20 protein-coding genes, 1 tRNA gene and 1 pseudogene are annotated in these 16,882 nt (G+C 73.0%); 5 read left to right on the top strand and 17 right to left on the bottom strand.

Annotated elements, in window-relative coordinates; genetic code table 11:
* From ACFWU6_RS28590 to ACFWU6_RS28555, 8 genes and pseudogenes are all read right to left on the bottom strand, one after another.
* Nucleotides 1-277 (bottom strand): annotated as a pseudogene (locus ACFWU6_RS28590) (RNA polymerase sigma factor SigF); the annotation flags it as partial.
* Between the two features lie 314 nt (nt 278-591).
* Complete coding sequence (locus ACFWU6_RS28585; RefSeq protein ID WP_383799040.1) at nt 592-753, bottom strand: hypothetical protein; 162 nt, start codon at nt 751-753, stop codon at nt 592-594.
* Nucleotides 754-1,077: 324 nt separating this feature from the next.
* Complete coding sequence (locus ACFWU6_RS28580; RefSeq protein WP_383799043.1) at nt 1,078-1,365, bottom strand: hypothetical protein; 288 nt, start codon at nt 1,363-1,365, stop codon at nt 1,078-1,080.
* A gap of 213 nt (nt 1,366-1,578) precedes the next feature.
* Nucleotides 1,579-1,665 (bottom strand) — tRNA-Ser (locus ACFWU6_RS28575).
* Between the two features lie 48 nt (nt 1,666-1,713).
* On the bottom strand, nt 1,714-2,217 hold the full coding sequence (gene tadA / locus ACFWU6_RS28570) for a tRNA adenosine(34) deaminase TadA (protein WP_383799045.1): 504 nt from the start codon (nt 2,215-2,217) through the stop codon (nt 1,714-1,716).
* Nucleotides 2,214-2,759 (bottom strand): hypothetical protein, encoded by a 546-nt coding sequence (locus ACFWU6_RS28565; protein ID WP_383983794.1) that lies wholly within the window; start codon nt 2,757-2,759, stop codon nt 2,214-2,216. Before ACFWU6_RS28565 ends, tadA begins: the two co-directional genes overlap by 4 nt.
* 326 nt (nt 2,760-3,085) lie before the next feature.
* On the bottom strand, nt 3,086-3,280 hold the full coding sequence (locus ACFWU6_RS28560; RefSeq protein WP_383799050.1) for a hypothetical protein: 195 nt from the start codon (nt 3,278-3,280) through the stop codon (nt 3,086-3,088).
* Nucleotides 3,281-3,386: 106 nt separating this feature from the next.
* Nucleotides 3,387-4,334 carry a universal stress protein gene (locus tag ACFWU6_RS28555; RefSeq protein WP_383983792.1) on the bottom strand — a complete coding sequence of 316 codons (948 nt, stop codon included), beginning with the start codon at nt 4,332-4,334 and terminating at the stop codon, nt 3,387-3,389.
* 177 nt (nt 4,335-4,511) lie between these two features.
* Between ACFWU6_RS28555 and upp the strand changes: the two genes are divergently transcribed.
* On the top strand, nt 4,512-5,147 hold the full coding sequence (gene upp / locus ACFWU6_RS28550; protein WP_383799056.1) for a uracil phosphoribosyltransferase: 636 nt from the start codon (nt 4,512-4,514) through the stop codon (nt 5,145-5,147).
* A 28-nt stretch (nt 5,148-5,175) separates the two neighbouring features.
* On the opposite strand, the gene ACFWU6_RS28545 is transcribed toward upp, so the two are convergent.
* Nucleotides 5,176-5,841 (bottom strand): LytR C-terminal domain-containing protein, encoded by a 666-nt coding sequence (locus ACFWU6_RS28545; protein ID WP_383799058.1) that lies wholly within the window; start codon nt 5,839-5,841, stop codon nt 5,176-5,178.
* Between the two features lie 130 nt (nt 5,842-5,971).
* Nucleotides 5,972-6,268, bottom strand: coding sequence for a type II toxin-antitoxin system VapB family antitoxin (locus ACFWU6_RS28540; protein ID WP_017240525.1), 297 nt, complete (start codon nt 6,266-6,268; stop codon nt 5,972-5,974).
* An 88-nt stretch (nt 6,269-6,356) separates the two neighbouring features.
* Between ACFWU6_RS28540 and ACFWU6_RS28535 the strand changes: the two genes are divergently transcribed.
* Nucleotides 6,357-7,982 carry a helicase HerA-like domain-containing protein gene (locus tag ACFWU6_RS28535; protein WP_383983790.1) on the top strand — a complete coding sequence of 542 codons (1,626 nt, stop codon included), beginning with the start codon at nt 6,357-6,359 and terminating at the stop codon, nt 7,980-7,982.
* Between the two features lie 150 nt (nt 7,983-8,132).
* On the top strand, nt 8,133-9,065 hold the full coding sequence (gene opcA / locus ACFWU6_RS28530; protein WP_383799064.1) for a glucose-6-phosphate dehydrogenase assembly protein OpcA: 933 nt from the start codon (nt 8,133-8,135) through the stop codon (nt 9,063-9,065).
* Here the strand turns inward: opcA and ACFWU6_RS28525 are convergent.
* Complete coding sequence (locus tag ACFWU6_RS28525) at nt 9,014-9,487, bottom strand: cupin domain-containing protein (protein ID WP_383799067.1); 474 nt, start codon at nt 9,485-9,487, stop codon at nt 9,014-9,016. The two genes, opcA and ACFWU6_RS28525, sit on opposite strands and share 52 nt — an antisense overlap.
* A gap of 127 nt (nt 9,488-9,614) precedes the next feature.
* Entirely contained in the window at nt 9,615-10,223 is a 609-nt protein-coding gene (locus ACFWU6_RS28520; protein ID WP_383799069.1) for an HhH-GPD-type base excision DNA repair protein, read from the bottom strand.
* 138 nt (nt 10,224-10,361) lie between these two features.
* On the opposite strand from ACFWU6_RS28520, the gene ACFWU6_RS28515 reads away from it, so the two are divergent.
* The gene (locus ACFWU6_RS28515) at nt 10,362-11,186 is read left to right on the top strand and encodes a VOC family protein (protein ID WP_383983788.1); all 825 of its coding nucleotides are present in this window, start codon (nt 10,362-10,364) and stop codon (nt 11,184-11,186) included.
* 138 nt (nt 11,187-11,324) lie between these two features.
* A complete protein-coding gene (locus ACFWU6_RS28510; RefSeq protein WP_383799075.1) occupies nt 11,325-11,666 on the top strand; it encodes a DoxX family protein in 342 nt (113 codons plus the stop codon).
* A 50-nt stretch (nt 11,667-11,716) separates the two neighbouring features.
* Here ACFWU6_RS28510 and ACFWU6_RS28505 read toward each other — a convergent pair whose 3' ends face one another.
* The 5 genes from ACFWU6_RS28505 to ACFWU6_RS28485 are packed head-to-tail and all read right to left on the bottom strand — an operon-like array spanning nt 11,717 to nt 16,871.
* The gene (locus ACFWU6_RS28505; protein ID WP_383799077.1) at nt 11,717-12,034 is read right to left on the bottom strand and encodes a putative quinol monooxygenase; all 318 of its coding nucleotides are present in this window, start codon (nt 12,032-12,034) and stop codon (nt 11,717-11,719) included.
* A complete protein-coding gene (locus ACFWU6_RS28500) occupies nt 12,034-12,975 on the bottom strand; it encodes an NAD-dependent epimerase/dehydratase family protein (protein WP_383799080.1) in 942 nt (313 codons plus the stop codon). The genes ACFWU6_RS28505 and ACFWU6_RS28500 overlap by 1 nt, the downstream gene beginning before the upstream one ends.
* A gap of 49 nt (nt 12,976-13,024) precedes the next feature.
* A complete protein-coding gene (locus ACFWU6_RS28495; protein ID WP_383799083.1) occupies nt 13,025-14,296 on the bottom strand; it encodes an MFS transporter in 1,272 nt (423 codons plus the stop codon).
* Nucleotides 14,293-15,621: a hydrolase gene (locus ACFWU6_RS28490; protein WP_383799086.1), complete on the bottom strand. Its 1,329-nt coding sequence runs from the start codon at nt 15,619-15,621 to the stop codon at nt 14,293-14,295. The genes ACFWU6_RS28495 and ACFWU6_RS28490 overlap by 4 nt, the downstream gene beginning before the upstream one ends.
* A complete protein-coding gene (locus tag ACFWU6_RS28485) occupies nt 15,618-16,871 on the bottom strand; it encodes an ATP-grasp domain-containing protein (protein WP_383799089.1) in 1,254 nt (417 codons plus the stop codon). Before ACFWU6_RS28485 ends, ACFWU6_RS28490 begins: the two co-directional genes overlap by 4 nt.
* Between the last annotated feature and the right edge of the window lie 11 nt (nt 16,872-16,882).

Below are 16,882 nucleotides of genomic sequence, written 5' to 3'. Positions count from 1 at the left end.
CGTCCTCCATCGGCTCGTTGCGGCTGCGGAAGCGGGCGGCCGCGTACCGGACGAGCGGGAGGTTGGCCTCGATGAGCGCCCCGCGCACCCGGGAGTGCTCACAGGTGCCCGGCTGCAGGCCCTTCAGCTGGCCGAAGAGCACCTGGGTGAGGGCCCGGGTGTCCGCGCCCCGGCTCGGGGGCCTCGGGGGGGCGGCAGGGGCCGCGGGGGCCGAGGCGGCCGAGGCGGCCTGGGGCTCCTCCCGGGGCTCCTGGCGGGGCTCTTGCTGGGGGGGCACCTGGGATTCCTGGTGGGGCTCGTGCGAGGAGGCGTGCGGGGGTTCCTGCGGGGATACCGCCGGGAGGTCCTGCTGGGGTGGCACCTGAGGCGCAGTACTGGCCGGCACGGTCACGCCACCCCTTCAGTCAACTTATCCGTCAAAAGCGGTCATAGCATCACAAGAGATGTGCACTGTGTGCAAGCACCGTATATAGCCGTGTTGACGGCAAGTTGGGGATATAGGGGCAATATGCCTCATGTGGGTACGCAAAAAGCCCCCCACCCGTCGGAGTGGGGGGCCGGAGCATCCGGAGACCGCTTCAGCGTACGGGTTCAGCGCACCAGTTCGGTCATGAACTCGCCGATGCCGGATGCGGCATCCGATATTCCCTGGAAGCCGATTCCGACCATCTCGGCGGCCCGTTTGGGCTGGGTGATGATCACGAAGAGGGCGAACACGGTCAGGACGCCCGTGATGAGCTTCTTGGTGTCCATGAGCGGTGTCGGCCTCCCCAACGGTCCTGCAAAGTCGGGTGAGTCTAACCGGTCAGATGTGATCACTCACCCGACCTTTATGGACCAAGGGCCCCGCACTCCGGGCCTTTTGCCGCCCGGTCCGCGGTGGAGGGAGGCGCAGGATGGGTGTGAGCCCACCGGTTCTGGCAGGAAACCGGTGGGTGAGGGACAGGACCTCCTTGCGGGGTCCGGGCCGCGGGCTTCCCCCTGACCGCGGCTCCCCCCGTCCCGAGCGAAGAAGGTCCCGGCTGCGGCCGGGGCCTTCTTCGCGTCCGCGCTCCCGGGCGGCGCCCCGCCCGCGCGCTACTCGATGCCGCCGGCGAGGTCCGTGATCGGCTGGACGGGTGCGATCACGGGCGCCAGCTGGTTCGGCAGGTCCATCAGCTGGTTGAGCTGGTTCAGCTCGTTGAGCTTCGCGCCGATCTCCTGGACGGAGCCCGGCGTGGCACCGGCGGGCATGCCCGGAGCCGCCGTCGGAAGGTCCGGGAGGGTCAGGGGGGCGATCGGGGCGGCCGAGGCGGCGGGTGCGGCGAGGCCCGCGGCGGCCCCCGCGAGGGCGAAGGCGGCGAGGATGCGCTGGGTCTTGGTCATGCCGTGACAACGGCCGAGCGGGCGGCCGGTCACGCGGAAGTCGTCCGGACAGGCGTGGGGGCTGGCCGCGGGCCGCGCCGGACGGTACGGAGGGCCGGCTCGCACGGAGCCGCACCGAGTCGCACGGAGCGGCACTGAGCCGCGCGGAGGCCGGCCGGGCCCGGGAACGCCGAGAGCCCCGACCCTTGCGGGGCGGGGCTCTCGGTTGAAGAGCGGTAGCGGTGGGATTTGAACCCACGGATAGCTTGCACCATCACACGCTTTCGAGGCGTGCTCCTTCGGCCGCTCGGACACGCTACCGAGAGAGAGCTTAGCCCACGGTGAGCCGTGCTCTGAAATCCGTATCCGTCACAGCGTCCGGAAGAAGCCCGTCAGCTGGCGCGCGCACTCCTCGGCGAGGACCCCGCCCACCACCTCGGGCCGGTGGTTGAGCCTGCGGTCCCGTACGAGGTCCCACAGCGAGCCGGCCGCGCCCGCCTTCTCGTCCGCCGCGCCGTAGACGACGCGGGCCACGCGCGACTGCACGAGCGCGCCCGCGCACATCACGCACGGCTCCAGGGTCACCACCAGGGTGCACCCCGGAAGCCGCCATTCCCCGAGCCGGGCGGCCGCCCGGCGCAGGGCCACCACCTCGGCGTGCGCGGTGGGGTCGCCGGTCGCCTCGCGCTCGTTGCAGCCGGCGGCGAGGAGCTCGCCGTCCGGTCCGAGCACGACGGCGCCGACCGGCACGTCGCCGGCCGGCACCGCCCGGGCGGCCTCCAGGAGCGCCCGGCGCATGGCGTCCCGCCACGGGTCCCGTACGGGATCGGGAGCGGGGCCGTGCGTACCGTGCGCCTCGTGCGTGCGGGTCACAGGCGGACGGCCTCCAGGACCTCGGTGGCGCCGAGCGACTCGGCGATCTCCGAGAGGGCGTCCCCCTGGAGGGTCATCAGCTGCTTGTTCGTGACCCCGAGGTCGTCCAGCAGCCGGGGGTCGCCGAGGGGACCGGCCGTCACCGGCTCCGCGCCGGATCCGCCCGCCTCCTCCTCGTCGTCGTCCACGAAGGCGGCGATGGGTTCCTCCTCGCCGTCCTCGGTGCCGTCCAGGTCCAGCTCGTCGAGTTCGTCCTCCTCCTCGTCGCTGCCCAGCAGCTCTTTGGTCAGCATCGAGCCGTAGGAGCTGCGGGCGGCCGCGGCGGCGTTCGATACGTAGTACCGCGGATCCTCCTCGCCGTCCACGCGGACGACGCCGAACCAGGCGTCCTCCTGCTCGATGAGGGCGACCACCGTGTCGTCGTCGACAGCGGCGGAACGGGCGAGATCGATCAGATCACTGAGGGACTCGACGTCGTCGAGTTCCATGTCGCTCGCTTCCCACCCGTCTTCGGTGCGCGCGAGCAGTGCGGCGAAGTACACCGTGACTCTCCCACTGGTCTTAGGCGTGCCGGTTGGAGGTCCCCCCGGCCGGAGGATGGGGTGGAACGGCTGTGCTGCTCGCCGTCCGTGCCCCGCCCAATCGGCATCGTGGCAGAAACAGCGGCTTTGCGAGAGGTCTTCCGCGCTTGCGTCGCGCCGTGCCGTGCGCCGTGCGGTGCGTACGGGGGCGCCGGGGCGGGGGTGCCGTACGGGTCCCGGGCCCTTCGGGGGGCCCTGCCGGGGCCTTGCCGGGGCCCCGCGCGGCGGCGGCCCGTTCGGCCGTGTCGGCCGCGCGCCGCGGCGCGTTCCGCGGACCGCGGCGGCGTTCACCACCGGAACGTGCGCATCCGCATCTGTTGGCGCATCCGGGCGGCGCGGGCCCGCCGGGGCTGCACGCGCTCGCGCAGCTCGCGCGCCTCGTTCAGGTCGCGCAGGAACTGCGCGCGCCGCGCTCTGCGCTGCGCCGCGGTCTCCGGCGTCCCGTCGTCGACGCTGTCGTCGCTCGACTGCGTGTCGGGCATCGGCCACCACCCCGGCTGATCCGGTCGTCCTCCTTCGCCGGCGCGAAGCAGACCCCCCGAAGCCACCTTCCCCCGGTCGGCCCGATTGATGCCACCCCGGCGCAGGTCAGACCGGTCGGGCGCGGTCCGGGAGGGCCGGGACGACGGCGACCGGGCCGTGGGCGTGCTGGAGCACCGCGTTCGCCACGGAGCCGATCATCAGCGACATCGCGCTGCGCCGCGGATGGTGGCGCCCCACCACGACCAGCGCCGCCGACCGGGACGCGTCGACCAGCCGGCCCGCCGCGTCGCCCGGCACGGCCGCCTGTTCGACCGGGACCTGCGGGTAGCGGGTGCGGTACGGGGCCAGCCGCTCCGTCTGGGACCGCAGCATCTCCCGCTCCGCCGGTACGGCGTCTCCGTCGTCGGCGAGGCCCTCCGGCGGGATCACCGCGAAGGGGCTGTCCACCACCATGGTCGGCGCGGGCGGGACCACGTACGCGGAGACCACCTGGACGGTGGTCCCCCGGGCGGCCGCCTCCGCGAACGCGAAGTCCAGGACGTCCTCGGGGGTCTCGGCGGCGTGCAGCCCGAGCACCACCCGCCCGGAGGACGCCCCTGCGGCGGCGCCGGCGCCGCGCTCCGCGTGCGGTACCACCACCACCGGGCAGGGCGCGGAGCCGGCCACGGCGCGGCTGCTGGAGCCCAGCAGCAGGGTGGCGAAGCCGCCGCGGCCCCGGGAGCCCATCACGAGCATGCCGGCCTCCGCCCCGATCACCCGCAGCGCCTCGGGCACGGAGCCCTCCAGCGACTCGTACCGCACCACGTCGGGCAGGTCCGGGCGGGAGCCGAGCAGGACCCGGATGCGGTCGCCGACCGGGTCGGCGAACTCCTCGGGCTGCCCCCGGTCGTGCAACGCGGACCTGCGCCCCGCGTACAGCTGCGCGTGGTCGGGCAGCACGTGCGCGACGACCAGCCCGGTGCGGTGCCGCAGGGCCGCGGCCCGCGCCCACTCCAGGGCCCTCAGGCTGTGCTCGGATCCGTCGACGGCCGCGATCACCGGTGCGCTGCTCATCAGTCCAGCGTGCTGGGCGTCCGTGCGGGCCGCATCTCCGGGCGGCCGGGGCCGCGTCCGCGCCGTGGGACGCGAAGCGGTCCCGGCACCGCGTAGCCTTTCGGGTGCGGGTCGCGTCTTGCGGCCGTTTTTGCAGGTCGCAGGTCGAAACCCTGAATCCGAGTCTTGGAGGATGTTGTGCGTTTGCAGGTCGTCGATCACCCCTTGGTGGCGCACAAACTCACCACGCTGCGCGACAGGCGCACCGACTCCGCCACCTTCCGCCGCCTGGCCGACGAGCTGGTCACCCTGCTCGCGTACGAGGCCACCCGGGACGTGCGCACCGAACAGGCCGACATCGAGACCCCGGTCGGCCCGACCACCGGTGTGAAGCTCTCCCACCCCCGCCCGCTGGTCGTGCCGATCCTGCGCGCGGGCCTCGGCATGCTCGACGGCATGGTGCGGCTGCTGCCGACCGCCGAGGTCGGCTTCCTGGGCATGGTCCGCAACGAGGAGACCCTGGAGGCCTCCACGTACGCGACGCGCATGCCCGAGGACCTCTCGGGCCGGCAGGTCTACGTGGTGGACCCGATGCTCGCCACCGGCGGCACGCTGGTCGCGGCGATCCGTGAGCTCATCAAGCGCGGCGCCGACGACGTCACCGCCGTGGTGCTGCTGGCCGCCCCGGAGGGCGTCGAGGTCATGGAGCGCGAACTGGCGGGCACGCCGGTGACGGTGGTGACGGCCGCGGTGGACGAGCGGCTCAACGAGCACGGCTACATCGTGCCGGGCCTGGGCGACGCGGGCGACCGGATGTACGGCTCCGCCGAGTAGGACGGCGGTCGTACGGCGCCGCGGCGCCTCAGCAGTTCCGGGGGGACACGGGCACGGGGTTGGCCAGCAGGGCCAGCGCCTTGTCCGCGTCCTCCTTCGTGCTGAGCTCCTTGAAGGCGTCGCCGAGGATCAGGTCGATGTCGGCGCTCTCCCGGGCGTCGTTCTGCACGGTGGTGCCGGCCAGCTGGGCGCCGAGCACGGAGAAGGCCGCCTTGTCGGTGGCGGGGGAGCCCAGCAGTATCCCGGTGCCGGGGACCTTCTTGTCGAAGTCGGCCGGGGCGTTGCCGACCTTGCCGATGAGGAAGCCGCGTTTCGCGAGCTCGTCGCCGACGGCCTTGGCCAGCCCGGCGCGCGCGGTCGCGTTGTAGACGTTGACCGTGATGTCACCGGGCTTGGGCAGCACGACGGCCGGTTTCGCCGGGGCCGACGCGGCGGCGGGGGCGCCCTTGACGGCCGCCCCGGCTTTCCCGCTCGGACAGTCCTTGGAGCCCGCGGCCGTGTTCCGTTTGGGGTTGTCCCCCCGGAACACGTCGATGAGCTGCAGTGCCCCGTAGCTGATCACTGCGAGGGCGAGGGCCGCGCCGAGCACAGAGAGGATGATCCGGCGAGGGCTCCGCTTACGGCTCATGCGCGGATATGCCGTACCGGTGACGCGGTACTTTCCGCCCATGCCGGGGGGAGTGAGCATGCTCATGAGCGCAGCGTAATGCCGCTCGGTGGTGATGCCCACTCGATGATGTGCTGATACGTCAAGGGCGACCCGAAAGGCGCAATCCCGTACGAAGCGGCAGTGCCCCGCACGGAGCGGCGGTCGACGGCGGCCGTCAGTCCATTTCGAGGACGCGGGCGTGCAGCACCTGGCGCTGCTGCAGCGCGGCGCGCACGGCGCGGTGCAGCCCGTCCTCGAGGTAGAGGTCGCCCCGCCACTTGACGACGTGCGCGAAGAGGTCGCCGTAGAAGGTGGAGTCCTCGGCGAGCAGGGTCTCGAGGTCGAGCTGTCCCTTGGTCGTCACCAGCTGGTCGAGCCGGACCGGGCGCGGCGCGACGTCCGCCCACTGCCGGGTGCTTTCCCGGCCGTGGTCGGGGTACGGCTTTCCGTTACCGATGCGCTTGAAGATCACACGGAAAGCCTACCGGGCCGGTGCCCGCGGGCGCAGCCTCGCTGGGTTGGTGCAAAAGTGGCATACAGCACCAATTCGGGAGGGATGCATGAGCGAGAGCACCGACCCAGACCCGAGAACGGGCGGCGAGGCCCCGACGACCGGCGACGAGGCGGATCCGGCCGCGCGCATCGCCGCCGGGTACGCCTTCACCGGTCCCGCCCTCGACCTGGGGGCCCTGCTCTGGGACGGCGCCTGCCTGCCCGACCGGCAGATCCGCATCCCCCTGTCGATGCTCAACCGGCACGGCCTGGTCGCGGGCGCCACGGGCACCGGCAAGACCAAGACCCTCCAGCTCATCGCCGAGCAGCTCTCCGCCCACGGCGTCCCCGTCTTCCTCGCCGACGTCAAGGGCGACGTCTCGGGGATCTCGGCGCCGGGCACGCCCGACGGGAGGGTCGCCGGGCGGGCCGCGGACGTCGCCCAGGAGTGGCGCGCCACCGGCTTCCCCAGCGAGTTCTACTCGCTCGGCGGCATCGGCCCCGGCATCCCGCTCCGCTCCACCGTGACCAGTTTCGGCCCGGTGCTGATGTCCAAGGTGCTCCGGCTCAACCAGACGCAGGAGCAGTCCCTCGGCCTGATCTTCCACTACGCGGACTCCAAGGGCCTGGAGCTCATCGACCTCAAGGACCTGCGCGCCGTCGCCGCCTTCCTCGTCTCCGACCAGGGGAAGCCGGAACTCAAGGGCATCGGCGGGCTGTCGACGGCGACGGCCGGGGTGATCCTGCGGGCACTCACCGCCTTCGAACAGCAGGGCGCCGCAGAGTTCTTCGGCGAGCCCGAGTTCGACACCGGCGAGCTCCTCCGTACGGCCGCCGACGGCCGCGGAACGGTCTCCGTGCTGGAGCTCCACGCCGTCCAGGACAAGCCGCAGCTCTTCTCCACCTTCCTGATGTGGCTGCTGGCCGACCTCTTCAACGACCTGCCTGAGGTCGGCGACCTGGAACGGCCCAAGCTGGTCTTCTTCTTCGACGAGGCGCACCTGCTGTTCGACGGGGCCTCGAAGGCCTTCCTCGAGTCCATCACCCGGACGGTCCGCCTCATCCGCTCCAAGGGCGTCGGCGTCTTCTTCGTGACGCAGACCCCGAAGGACGTGCCGGCCGACGTCCTCGCCCAGCTCGGCAACCGGGTGCAGCACGCGCTGCGCGCCTTCACCCCCGACGACGCCAAGGCGCTGAAGGCGGCGGTGCGGACCTTCCCCGACTCCCCCTACGACCTGGAGGAGCTGCTCACCGGCCTGGGGACCGGCGAGGCGGTCGTCACCGTGCTCAGCGAGAACGGCGCCCCGACCCCGGTCGCGGCGACCCGGCTGCGCGCCCCGGAGTCGCTGATGGGCCCGATCGACGCGGCCGCCCTGGACCGGGCGGTGAAGTCCTCGCCGCTCCACTCGCGCTACGCGGAGCCGGTCGACCGTGCGTCCGCGTACGAGAGGATCAGCGCCGAGCAGGCCGCGGCCGAGGCGGCGGCGGAGGCGGCGGCGGCCGCCGCGGAGGCCGAGAAGGAGGCCAGGACGGCGCAGAAGGCGGGCGCGCGCGGCGCCCCGCGGCCCGATCCCTCGCTCGCCGAACAGGTCGTGGGCAGCGGGCTGTTCCGCTCGCTGGCCCGCTCGATCGGGACGCAGCTGGGCCGGGAGATCTCGCGGTCGGTCTTCGGGACGGCGCGCAAGCGCAGGTGAGGTCGCGCGGCCCCGGGCCGGCGCTCGGGGCCGCGTACCGGCCCGTGGAGCAGCCCGCGTACCGGCCCGCGTGCCGGCCCGCGGAGCGGTCCAGGAGGAATCGAGGGAACCTGGTACCCGGACCGGACCGGGCGCTGACAGACTCGGTGCATGCGGACCGAACTCACCGACACCACGTCCAGCAAGGTCAACCGGGCCCTGCTCGAGGCCCGCCGGGCCATAGGAAGCCCCGGCCTGGGGCTGGTGCTGACGCTCGTCGTCGTCACCGACGAGGAGAACGCCTACGACGCCGTGCGCGCGGCCTCCGAGGCCTCGCACGAGCACCCGTGCCGCATCATCGCGGTGATCAAGCGGACCTCCCGGGGTCCGCACAAGCTCCGCGCGACCCGGCTCGACGCGGAGCTGAAGGTCGGCACGGACGCCGGGACGGGCGAGGTCGTCATGTTGCGCCTGCACGGGGAGCTGACCGGTCAGGCGGGCTCGGTCGTGCTGCCGCTGCTCCTGCCGGACGCCCCCGTGGTGGCGTGGTGGCCGGCCGACGCCCCCGCCGATCCGGCCCGGGACTCCCTCGGCAGGCTCGCCCAGCGCCGGATCACCGACGCCCAGGCCGCGTCCGACCCGGTGGGCGCGCTGGACGTGCGCGCCGCCTCGTACCAGCCTGGGGACACCGACCTCGCGTGGACCCGGCTGACGCCGTGGCGGGCGCTGCTGGCGGCGGCCCTGGACCAGAAGCCGCTGCCCGTGACCGGCGCGACGGTGGAGAGCGAGCCCGACAACCCGAGCTCCGAACTGCTGGCGCGCTGGCTGGAGGACCGGCTGGGGGTGCCGGTGGCCCGGGTGGCGAGCGAGGGCCCGGTGATCACGGGCGTGGCGCTGCACACCGGGGGCGGCGAGATCCGCGTGGACCGGCCCGCGGGCGTGCTGGCCACCCTGAGCCTGCCGGGCAGTCCCGACCGCCGGGTGGCCCTGAAGATCCGCGGCGGGGCCGAGCTGATCGCGGAGGAGCTGCGCCGGCTCGACGCGGACGAGGTCTACGGCTCCGCGCTGCGGCGGCGGCCGCTCCAGAGCGCGCTTTCCGCGTAGTGGTTGTCGTACGTCGGTGAACTGTCCTTGATGTCCTGCACGGTGGCCTCGCCCGCGTGGACCCGGCCGAGGAGCCGGTAGTAGTCGAAGCGGCCCATGCCGGGGGTGAAGCCCACGAACACGGCGGCCGGGTGTCCGGCGGCCGGGGCGAAGGCGTGCTTGACGCCGGGCGGGACCGAGAGGAAGTCGCCGGCGCCGAGGGTGTGGATCTCGTCGCCGACGAGGACGTCGAGCCGGCCGGCGGTGACGTGGAAGAACTCGGTCGCCCTGGTGTGGAAGTGCACCGGGGCGCCGGCCGCGCCCTCGTCGAAGGTGGCCGTGTTGCAAGTGAGTTCGGCGGTGTCCGTGAGCAGTGTGATGAGGCTGCCGGGGGCGTCCTGGATGGCTTCGGCGGTGGCGGCGCGGGTAACGATCTCTGTCATGTCCCCCAATCTACGGGCCGGACAGACCGGCGGCAGGGGTCAACCGGGTGCCCGTCCGGCCGGTCGGGCGGGGAACCGGCGTCGATCGGGCGTGGGGCCGGCGGTCAACCGGGCGTGGGGCCGGCGGTCAACCGGGCGTGGGGCCGGTCGCCTTGGCGGCCTTCGCGGCGGCCTTCGCCTCCTGCTTGTGGGCGCGTACCTTGGCCAGGGACTCGGGGCCGGTGATGTCGGCCGCCGAGCGGTGGACACCGGCCTGCCCGTAGCCGCCGGCCGCCTCCCGCCAGCCCTCCGGGCGCACGCCCAGGCGCTTGCCCAGCAGGGCGAGGAAGATCTGCGCCTTCTGCTCGCCGAAGCCGGGCAGGTCCTTCAGCCGCCCCAGGAGCTCCCCGCCCGTCCCGACGCCGGCCCAGACGGCCTCGGCGTCCCCGTCGTAGTGCTCCACCAGGTACGCGCACAGCTGCTGCACCCGTTTGGCCATCGACCCCGGGTAGCGGTGCACGGCCGGCTTCTCGGAGAGGAGGGCGGCGAAGGCCTCCGGGTCGTAGGAGGCGATCACGTGCGCGTCCAGGTCGTCGGCGCCGAGCCGCCGCGCGATCGTCCAGGGCCCCGAGAAGGCCCACTCCATCGGCACCTGCTGGTCCAGCAGCATCCCGACGAGGGCGGCGAGCGGGCTCCGCGACAGCAGGGCGTCGGCCTCCGGCTGCTGCGCGATGTGGAGGGTGGTGTCCTTGTCCATGGCTCCAGCGTGGCCCGCGCGGGCGCTCCCCGCGCGGGCGGCGCACCGCGCGCCTAGCGTGAGTACACGACGGGCGCGCGACCCGACGGGCACGCGCACCCCGCAGGCATGCGCACACGACACAGGAGTCGATCGATCATGGCTGAGTTCCCGGAAGGCGCACCGTGCTGGGCGGACGCGATGTTCACCGACGTGGAGGGTGCCAAGGCCTTCTACGCCGACGTGCTGGGCTGGACCTTCGGCGAGGCCAGCAGCGAGTACGGCAACTACACCCAGGCCTACTCCGACGGGAAGGCCGTCGCCGCCGTCGTCCCGCCGATGCCGGGGGCGGACGCCCCGTCCCAGTGGTGCCTGTACTTCGCCTCGTCGGACGCGGCGGCCACCGCCGAGAAGGTCAAGGCGGCCGGCGGAGAGCTGCTGATGGAGCCGATGCGGATCGGCGCCCTCGGCACGATGCTGATCGCGAAGGAGCCGAGCGGGGCGGTGTTCGGCGTCTGGCAGCCGGGCGAGCACAAGGGCTTCGAGAAGACGGGCGAGCCGGGCTCCTTCGCCTGGGCCGAGGTCTTCACCCGGGAGCCGGCCGCGACGGACGCCTTCCTGCCGCGGGTCTTCCCGTACGAGGTCAAGCGGATGGAGCCGGGGGACGACCCGGAGGCCGCCGACATGGACTTCAAGGTCTTCGGCCTGGGCGGTTCCGGGCTGGACGACGCGGTGCTGGGCCGGATGAGGATGGGCGGCGAGTTCCCGCCGGAGGTCCCCTCCTACGTCCAGCTCTACTTCGCGGTCCCGGACTGCGACGAGGCGGTGGCCAAGACGAAGAAGCACGGCGGGGCGCTGCAGTTCGGCCCCATGGACAGCCCGTTCGGGCGCTTCGCGGCGGTCACCGACCCCCAGGGGGCGGCCTTCGCGGTGATGGACCTGTCGACGACGGTCGGCGAGCTGCCGACGCTGTCGGACGCCTAGACCGCCTGGTTGGACCGCCCGGTCCGGCGCTCCCGAGAAAATTCCTCCGGCGGGCTGTCACATCCGTGCGCCGCCGCGGGTCAGTGCGGTGAAGGCCGGGGCGAGAGCGCTCCGGCCCCAGCCAGGGGAGCGAACCTCATGTCCACCACCGCCGTCGTGTTCACCCTCGTCGCCGCGTTCCTGTCGGGCTTCTCGGCCGTCTCGACGTTCCTCGGCGCCACGTGGGTCGTCGAGCCCCTCGCCGAGTACGGCGTGCCGCGCGCCTGGTGGACCTGGCTCGGGGTCGCCAAGGCCGCGGGCTCGGCGGGCCTGCTGGCGGGCCTCGTCGTCCCCGCCGTCGGCGTCGCCGCCGCGGTCGGGCTCGGGCTGTACTTCACCGGCGCCGTGATCACCGTGCTGCGCGCCCGCTCCTACGCCCACGTCGTCTTCCCCGTCGTGTACGGCGCCCCGGCCGTCACCGCCCTGGTCCTCGGCTTCTGAGCGGTCGGCGGGCCGGGGCGGTGACGGCCGCGCCCCGGCAGCAGCGGCGGCTATCCGGTCGCTTCCGCGGACCCGGTCCCGGCCGCCACGGGGGAGCTGGGGTGCACCTCCCGCTCGACGCGCGGGAGGATCTCGGGCAGGTAGACCTCCTGGATGGCGGCTCCGTCGCCGTGGGCCTCCCAGTGCGCCCGGCTCGCCCAGCGTTCGACGAGGACGAACCGGCCGGCGTCCTCGTGCGAGCGGTACGCCTCCCAGGCGATGCAGCCGTCCTCGGCGAGGCACAGCGGGCGCATCCGGGCCAGGGCGTCGGCGACCGGTCCGGCGTCGTCCGGTTCGGGGACCCGGGCGATGACGACGAGGTCGAACATCACGCCTCCTCGGCCGCGGTGCGGGCCAGTTCGGGCAGCCACTCGGCCACGGGCGGGAGGGCGCGGCCGAGCCGGGCGGCGCGGTCCGTCGCGACGCCGAAGTCGGCCGGGCAGGAGAAGGGGGACAGCGCGGGGTCGCCCGCCGGGTCGTCCTTCTCCACCACGGTGGCCCTGAGTCCGGTGGACCGCTCCACCGCGGCGCAGACGTCGTACACGTCGGTGCTGTCGGGCGAGGCCACGTTGACCACTCCGGTGGCGTCGGAGGTGGCGGCCCAGGCAAGGAAGCGGGCCGCGTCCTCGGCGTGGACCAGGGAGGTCCGCCCGGGGCGGGCGTGCGCGACGACGGGCTGTCCGGCCCGGACCCGGTCGAGGTGGAACCGGTAGCGGCCGGTGAAGTCGCCCCGTGCGGCCAGGACGTGGGCGACCCGGGCGATGACGACCGGGACCTGCGCGTTGCGGGTCAGGGCCGTCTCGGCCTGGCGCTTGCCCTCGCCGTAGTTGGCGTCGAGGAAGTCGGGGTCGGACCAGGGCAGCTCGGTGTCGTACGCGTACCGCGCCGGGTCGAGCTCCTCCTCGCGGGCGAAGACGCTCATGGCCGGAGCGGGAATCCGCCACCGGAAGGTCTGTGCGTTGTAGACCTCCATGCTGCTGGTCAGCACGAACTTCCCGGCCCGGTCGCCGAAGGCCCGGCAGGCCTCGACGGCGGCGTTCGGGGTGTAGCACATCTGATGGACCACCGCGTCGAAGCGCAGTCCGGCGACCGCCGCGGCCAGCTGCCCGCTGCGCGTGACGTCGGCGCGCAGGCGCCGTACGGAGTCCCCGAAGTCGTCAGCGGTGAGGCCGCGGGTGACGACGGTGACGCGGTGGCCCTCTTCGAGCAGCCTGTGGACCAGGAGCCTGCCGAAGAACCGGGTGCCGCCGATGACGCAGACGTCAGCCATCTGCCGCTCTCCTCGTCTCTGGGGTGGGGGTCACGGGACGTTCCACGCCCTACGCGGCCACGGTGGGTTCGGCTTCGGCGGCGGCGTCCCCGGTCGTCCGCGGTGCGTCGCCCCCGGCCTCCTCGTCGGCGGCGTCCTTGCTGAGCAGGCAGACGGCGGCGCAGGCGGCCGCCACCACCGCGGCGACGTACCAGTTGGCGCCGGGCAGGCCGGCGCTGCGCGACAGGTCGAACAGGACGCCGGCGAGCAGCGAGCCGACCATGTTCCCGGCGCTGCGGAAGAAGTGCATGGCGCCCATCGCCTTGGCGAGGCGGTCCGCGGGGACCTTGCGGGCGACCCAGATGTCGAAGGAGGGCACGAAGAGGATCTCGCCGAGCACCACGGTGAGGCAGCCGACGACCACCCACACGGCGCTCCGGCCGGCCCCGAAGGCGAGGAAGGCGGCGGTCATGCCGGCCAGGCCGACCGCCATGACCGCGCCGGGCCGCAGGTGCTTGATCAGGAACTTGAAGAGCGGGTACTGCAGGGCCAGCACGCTGAGCCCGGTGATCCAGAAGGGCGCCGAGGGGGCCCACTGGGGGGCGAACTCGGCCATGTGCAGCGGGATGCCGACCACGAAGCCGATGGAGAGGAACCAGAAGACGGCGGAGAGGACGAAGTAGCGCGTGGCGCCCCGCACGTCGATGCCCTTGACGACCGCCGTGCTGAACAGCGGCCCGCGGGGCCGGTCGGCCGCCTCCGCTGCCGCGCCGGTCCCGGCCGGAGCGGCGAAGCCGTCCCGGGGGATGAACGCCGAAGCGGCGAGGCAGAAGCCGATGAAGATCGCGAACACCAGGCCGAACAGGGTGCGCAGGTCGACGTCGACGAGCAGCCCGCCGGCCACCGCGCCGCCGAAGAGACCCACCTGGGCGGACATCTGGAAGGTGGAGAACGCCTTGGGCCGCTCGCTGTCCGGGTAGGACACCAGGATGTTCTTCAGACCGGGGAAGGCGGTGCCGGAGCCGAACCCGATGAAGAACGCCAGGATGCTGTAGGCGAGGACGCCGCCGCTGAAGCCCATCAGGCCCAGCGCCACCGCCTCCATCGCCGTACCCAGGAAGACGGCTCCCCGGATGCCCATCCGGGCGGCGGTCCCCTCGTAGAAGAAGGTGGCGAGGAGCCGGCCGACGTAGGTCATGCACATCACGACACCGGCCCAGAAGCCGCTGTCCGTGCCGCCGAGCGAGGCGACGAGCACGGGGAACCAGATGAAGTTGCCGATGTGGGCGAGGAAGATGCCGGCGTTGATGCCGATCAGGGCCCGCCTGCGTTCACTGGTCACAGTCTGACCTTGCCTTTCGATGCGGTGGACCGGAGGTCCGCGATGGCGCCGGCGAGGACGGCCCGGTCGAGCGGCACTCCCCGTACGACGGTGGCCAGCGGCAGGGCCGAGAGCGGCGTGCCGGGAGCGTGCAGGTTGTAGGTCGCGTCCGCCCCGACGGCAAGGGGGTGCGCGCCGCCGCGGTCCCCGCGCAGCTCGTCGAAGTAGCGTCGGCCGCCGACGGTGGCCTGGTGGCGCAGCCGGGTGGCGAGCGCGGGGTCGTCGCCGCACAGGGCGTCGAGCTCGCCGAGGAAGGAGTAGCCGTGGTAGGCGCCCGTGTTGCCCGAGTCCGTGCCGACCAGCAGGTTCCCTTCGCGCAGTGCGGCGAGGGCGTTGGCGCGCATGTCCCGCAGCGCGGCGCTGCGGGTCTCCTGGCAGCCGTACTCGATGCCGAAGGGCTTCTCGATGCCCCGGACGAAGTCGAGGTTGTCCGGGTCCTGCGTCTCGCGGAAGCCCTCCCGGCCGTACTCGGTGAGGAAGTCCTCGCGGGACATGATCATCGAGCGCAGTCCGGCCAGGGTGGAGACGAACCGGGCGCCGCGCAGCTGCTCCCACTCCGCCTCGGAGAGGGTCTTGTCCCGTACGGAGTGCGCGAAGAGCCGGAAGCCGCACGCGTACGCGAAGAGGGTCTCCTCCAGGGTGTTGCAGTCGATGACCGCCGTGATCCCGCGGTCGGCGGCCATCCGGGCGGTGAACCGCATGACGTCCTCGGACAGCCGGGAGAACCGCACGGGACTGCCCGGCTGCTCGGTGCCGTCGGTGAACATCACCTTCAGGAAGGTGCCGCCCCGTCCGGCGTTGGCGCGCAGCGCGTGGTCGAGGTCGGCCTCGACGGCCAGCATGTGGACGGGGGCCGGGAACTCCACGCCGTGGCCGGTGAGTCCGGCGCTGTTGGTCATCGCCGTCACCGCGTAGCCGCAGTGGACGAGCTCGGGGTACGGCCACGGCGACGCGGTCCGGCCGTCCTCCCAGGCGTCGGCCAGCAGGGGGAAGCCGAACATGTCCACCACGTGGGTGACCCCGTGGTAGAGGTACTGGAGGGCGACGATCCGCGGGTCGTCGACCGAGTCGTCCCAGTTGGCGGGCAGCGAGACGTGGGCGTGGGTCTCGGTGTAGCCGGGCCACAGCTCGTCCTCGTCGCCCCGGCGGGCCCGGCCGGCGGGCTCGATCCGGGTGAAGACGCCGTCCTCGGCGTCCACGTCGTAGAGCGCGTCCGGGTCGAGGGCCGGGACGGCCACGCCCCGCAGGGCGAGCCGTCCGGGCCGTTCGGCGGTGGTGCGGCTCATCGGGCGACCTCGACGCGCATCCGCAGGTCGATGCGGTCCAGGCCCTCCTCGCAGCGCTTGTTGACCTCGTCGCGGTCGGCGCCCGTGAAGATGATGTGCCCGATCCAGTCGAAGTTGCTCTTGGAGAGCCGGCTGACGGCCGTGCCGGGCTTCTTGTAGGCCTGGGCGCTGTGGTAGCCGGGCGCCTGCGCCAGCTCGTCGAAGCCGATGGAGTCGACGGTTCCGGCGATCGGGGCGCCGAACCAGTGGCCGCCGGCGGTGGTCTCCCCCGGGAAGGGGAGCTCGGGGCGCTCGCCCAGGGCCTGGCGGATGACCTGGAGGTAGGTGTCGACGCCGGAGGAGATCTCCATGAGGGTCGGCACGATCCCGCCGATCAGGCGGCCGTTGACCTCGCAGAGCACGGGGCCGTCCGGACCGAGCAGGAACTCGGTGTGGATGAAGCCGAAGTCCACGCCGAGCTCGTCGAGGACCTTCGTGGTCATCGCGAACAGCTCGTCCTGGAGCGGGTGGCCGCGGAAGTAGGTGGCGCCCATCTCGATGAAGTGCGGGAAGCCGCTCAGCGGCCGGTCGGTCAGGCCGAGGTTGACGACCTCGCCCCTGCCCAGCACGCAGGACTCCACCGAGATCAGTTCACCGGTGACGAACTCCTCGATCAGGATGTCCGGGATGCGCACGACGCCGCGCCCGTAGTCGACGACGTCCGCCAGCTCGGCCAGGTAGGCGTTGAGGTCGTCCTCGTCCTTGAGGTGCAGGACGTGCAGGCTGGCCGTGCCGTCGGAGGGCTTGACCACGCAGGGGAAGCCGATCTCGCGCACGGCGGTCTCGACCCGGGTCACGTCGGCGACGTGGGCGAAGCGCGGCTGGCGCACGCCGGTGCCGTCCAGGGTGAGGCGGGTGAGGTGCTTGTGGCGTGCGTTGCGGGCGCCATCCACGCTCATGCCCGGCAGGCCGAGCGCCCGCGCCACCGCCGCGGTGTGCACGGTGTGGTACTCGCTGTAGGTGGTGACGCCGTCGACGGGCCGCTCCTCGTGCAGGCCGGTCGCCAGCGCGATCAGCTCGTCGATGGAGAACGCCTGCTCGCTCTTGACGACGCGGCAGTTCGGGTGGGCGTACGCCGCTTCGGCCAGCGGCGAGGCGGAGAGGTAGAAGTCGGGGTCGACCGAGACGAGCGTGACGTCGTGCCCCAGCTCCAGGGCGTTGGCGATGCCGGCGATGCCGTTGGGGTTGCATTCGATCATGAGGATGTGCACGGGGACTCCTG

The organism is Streptomyces sp. NPDC058674, assembly GCF_042716505.1.
Classification (GTDB): domain Bacteria; phylum Actinomycetota; class Actinomycetes; order Streptomycetales; family Streptomycetaceae; genus Streptomyces.
This window is presented reverse-complemented; position numbering and strand designations above follow the sequence as displayed.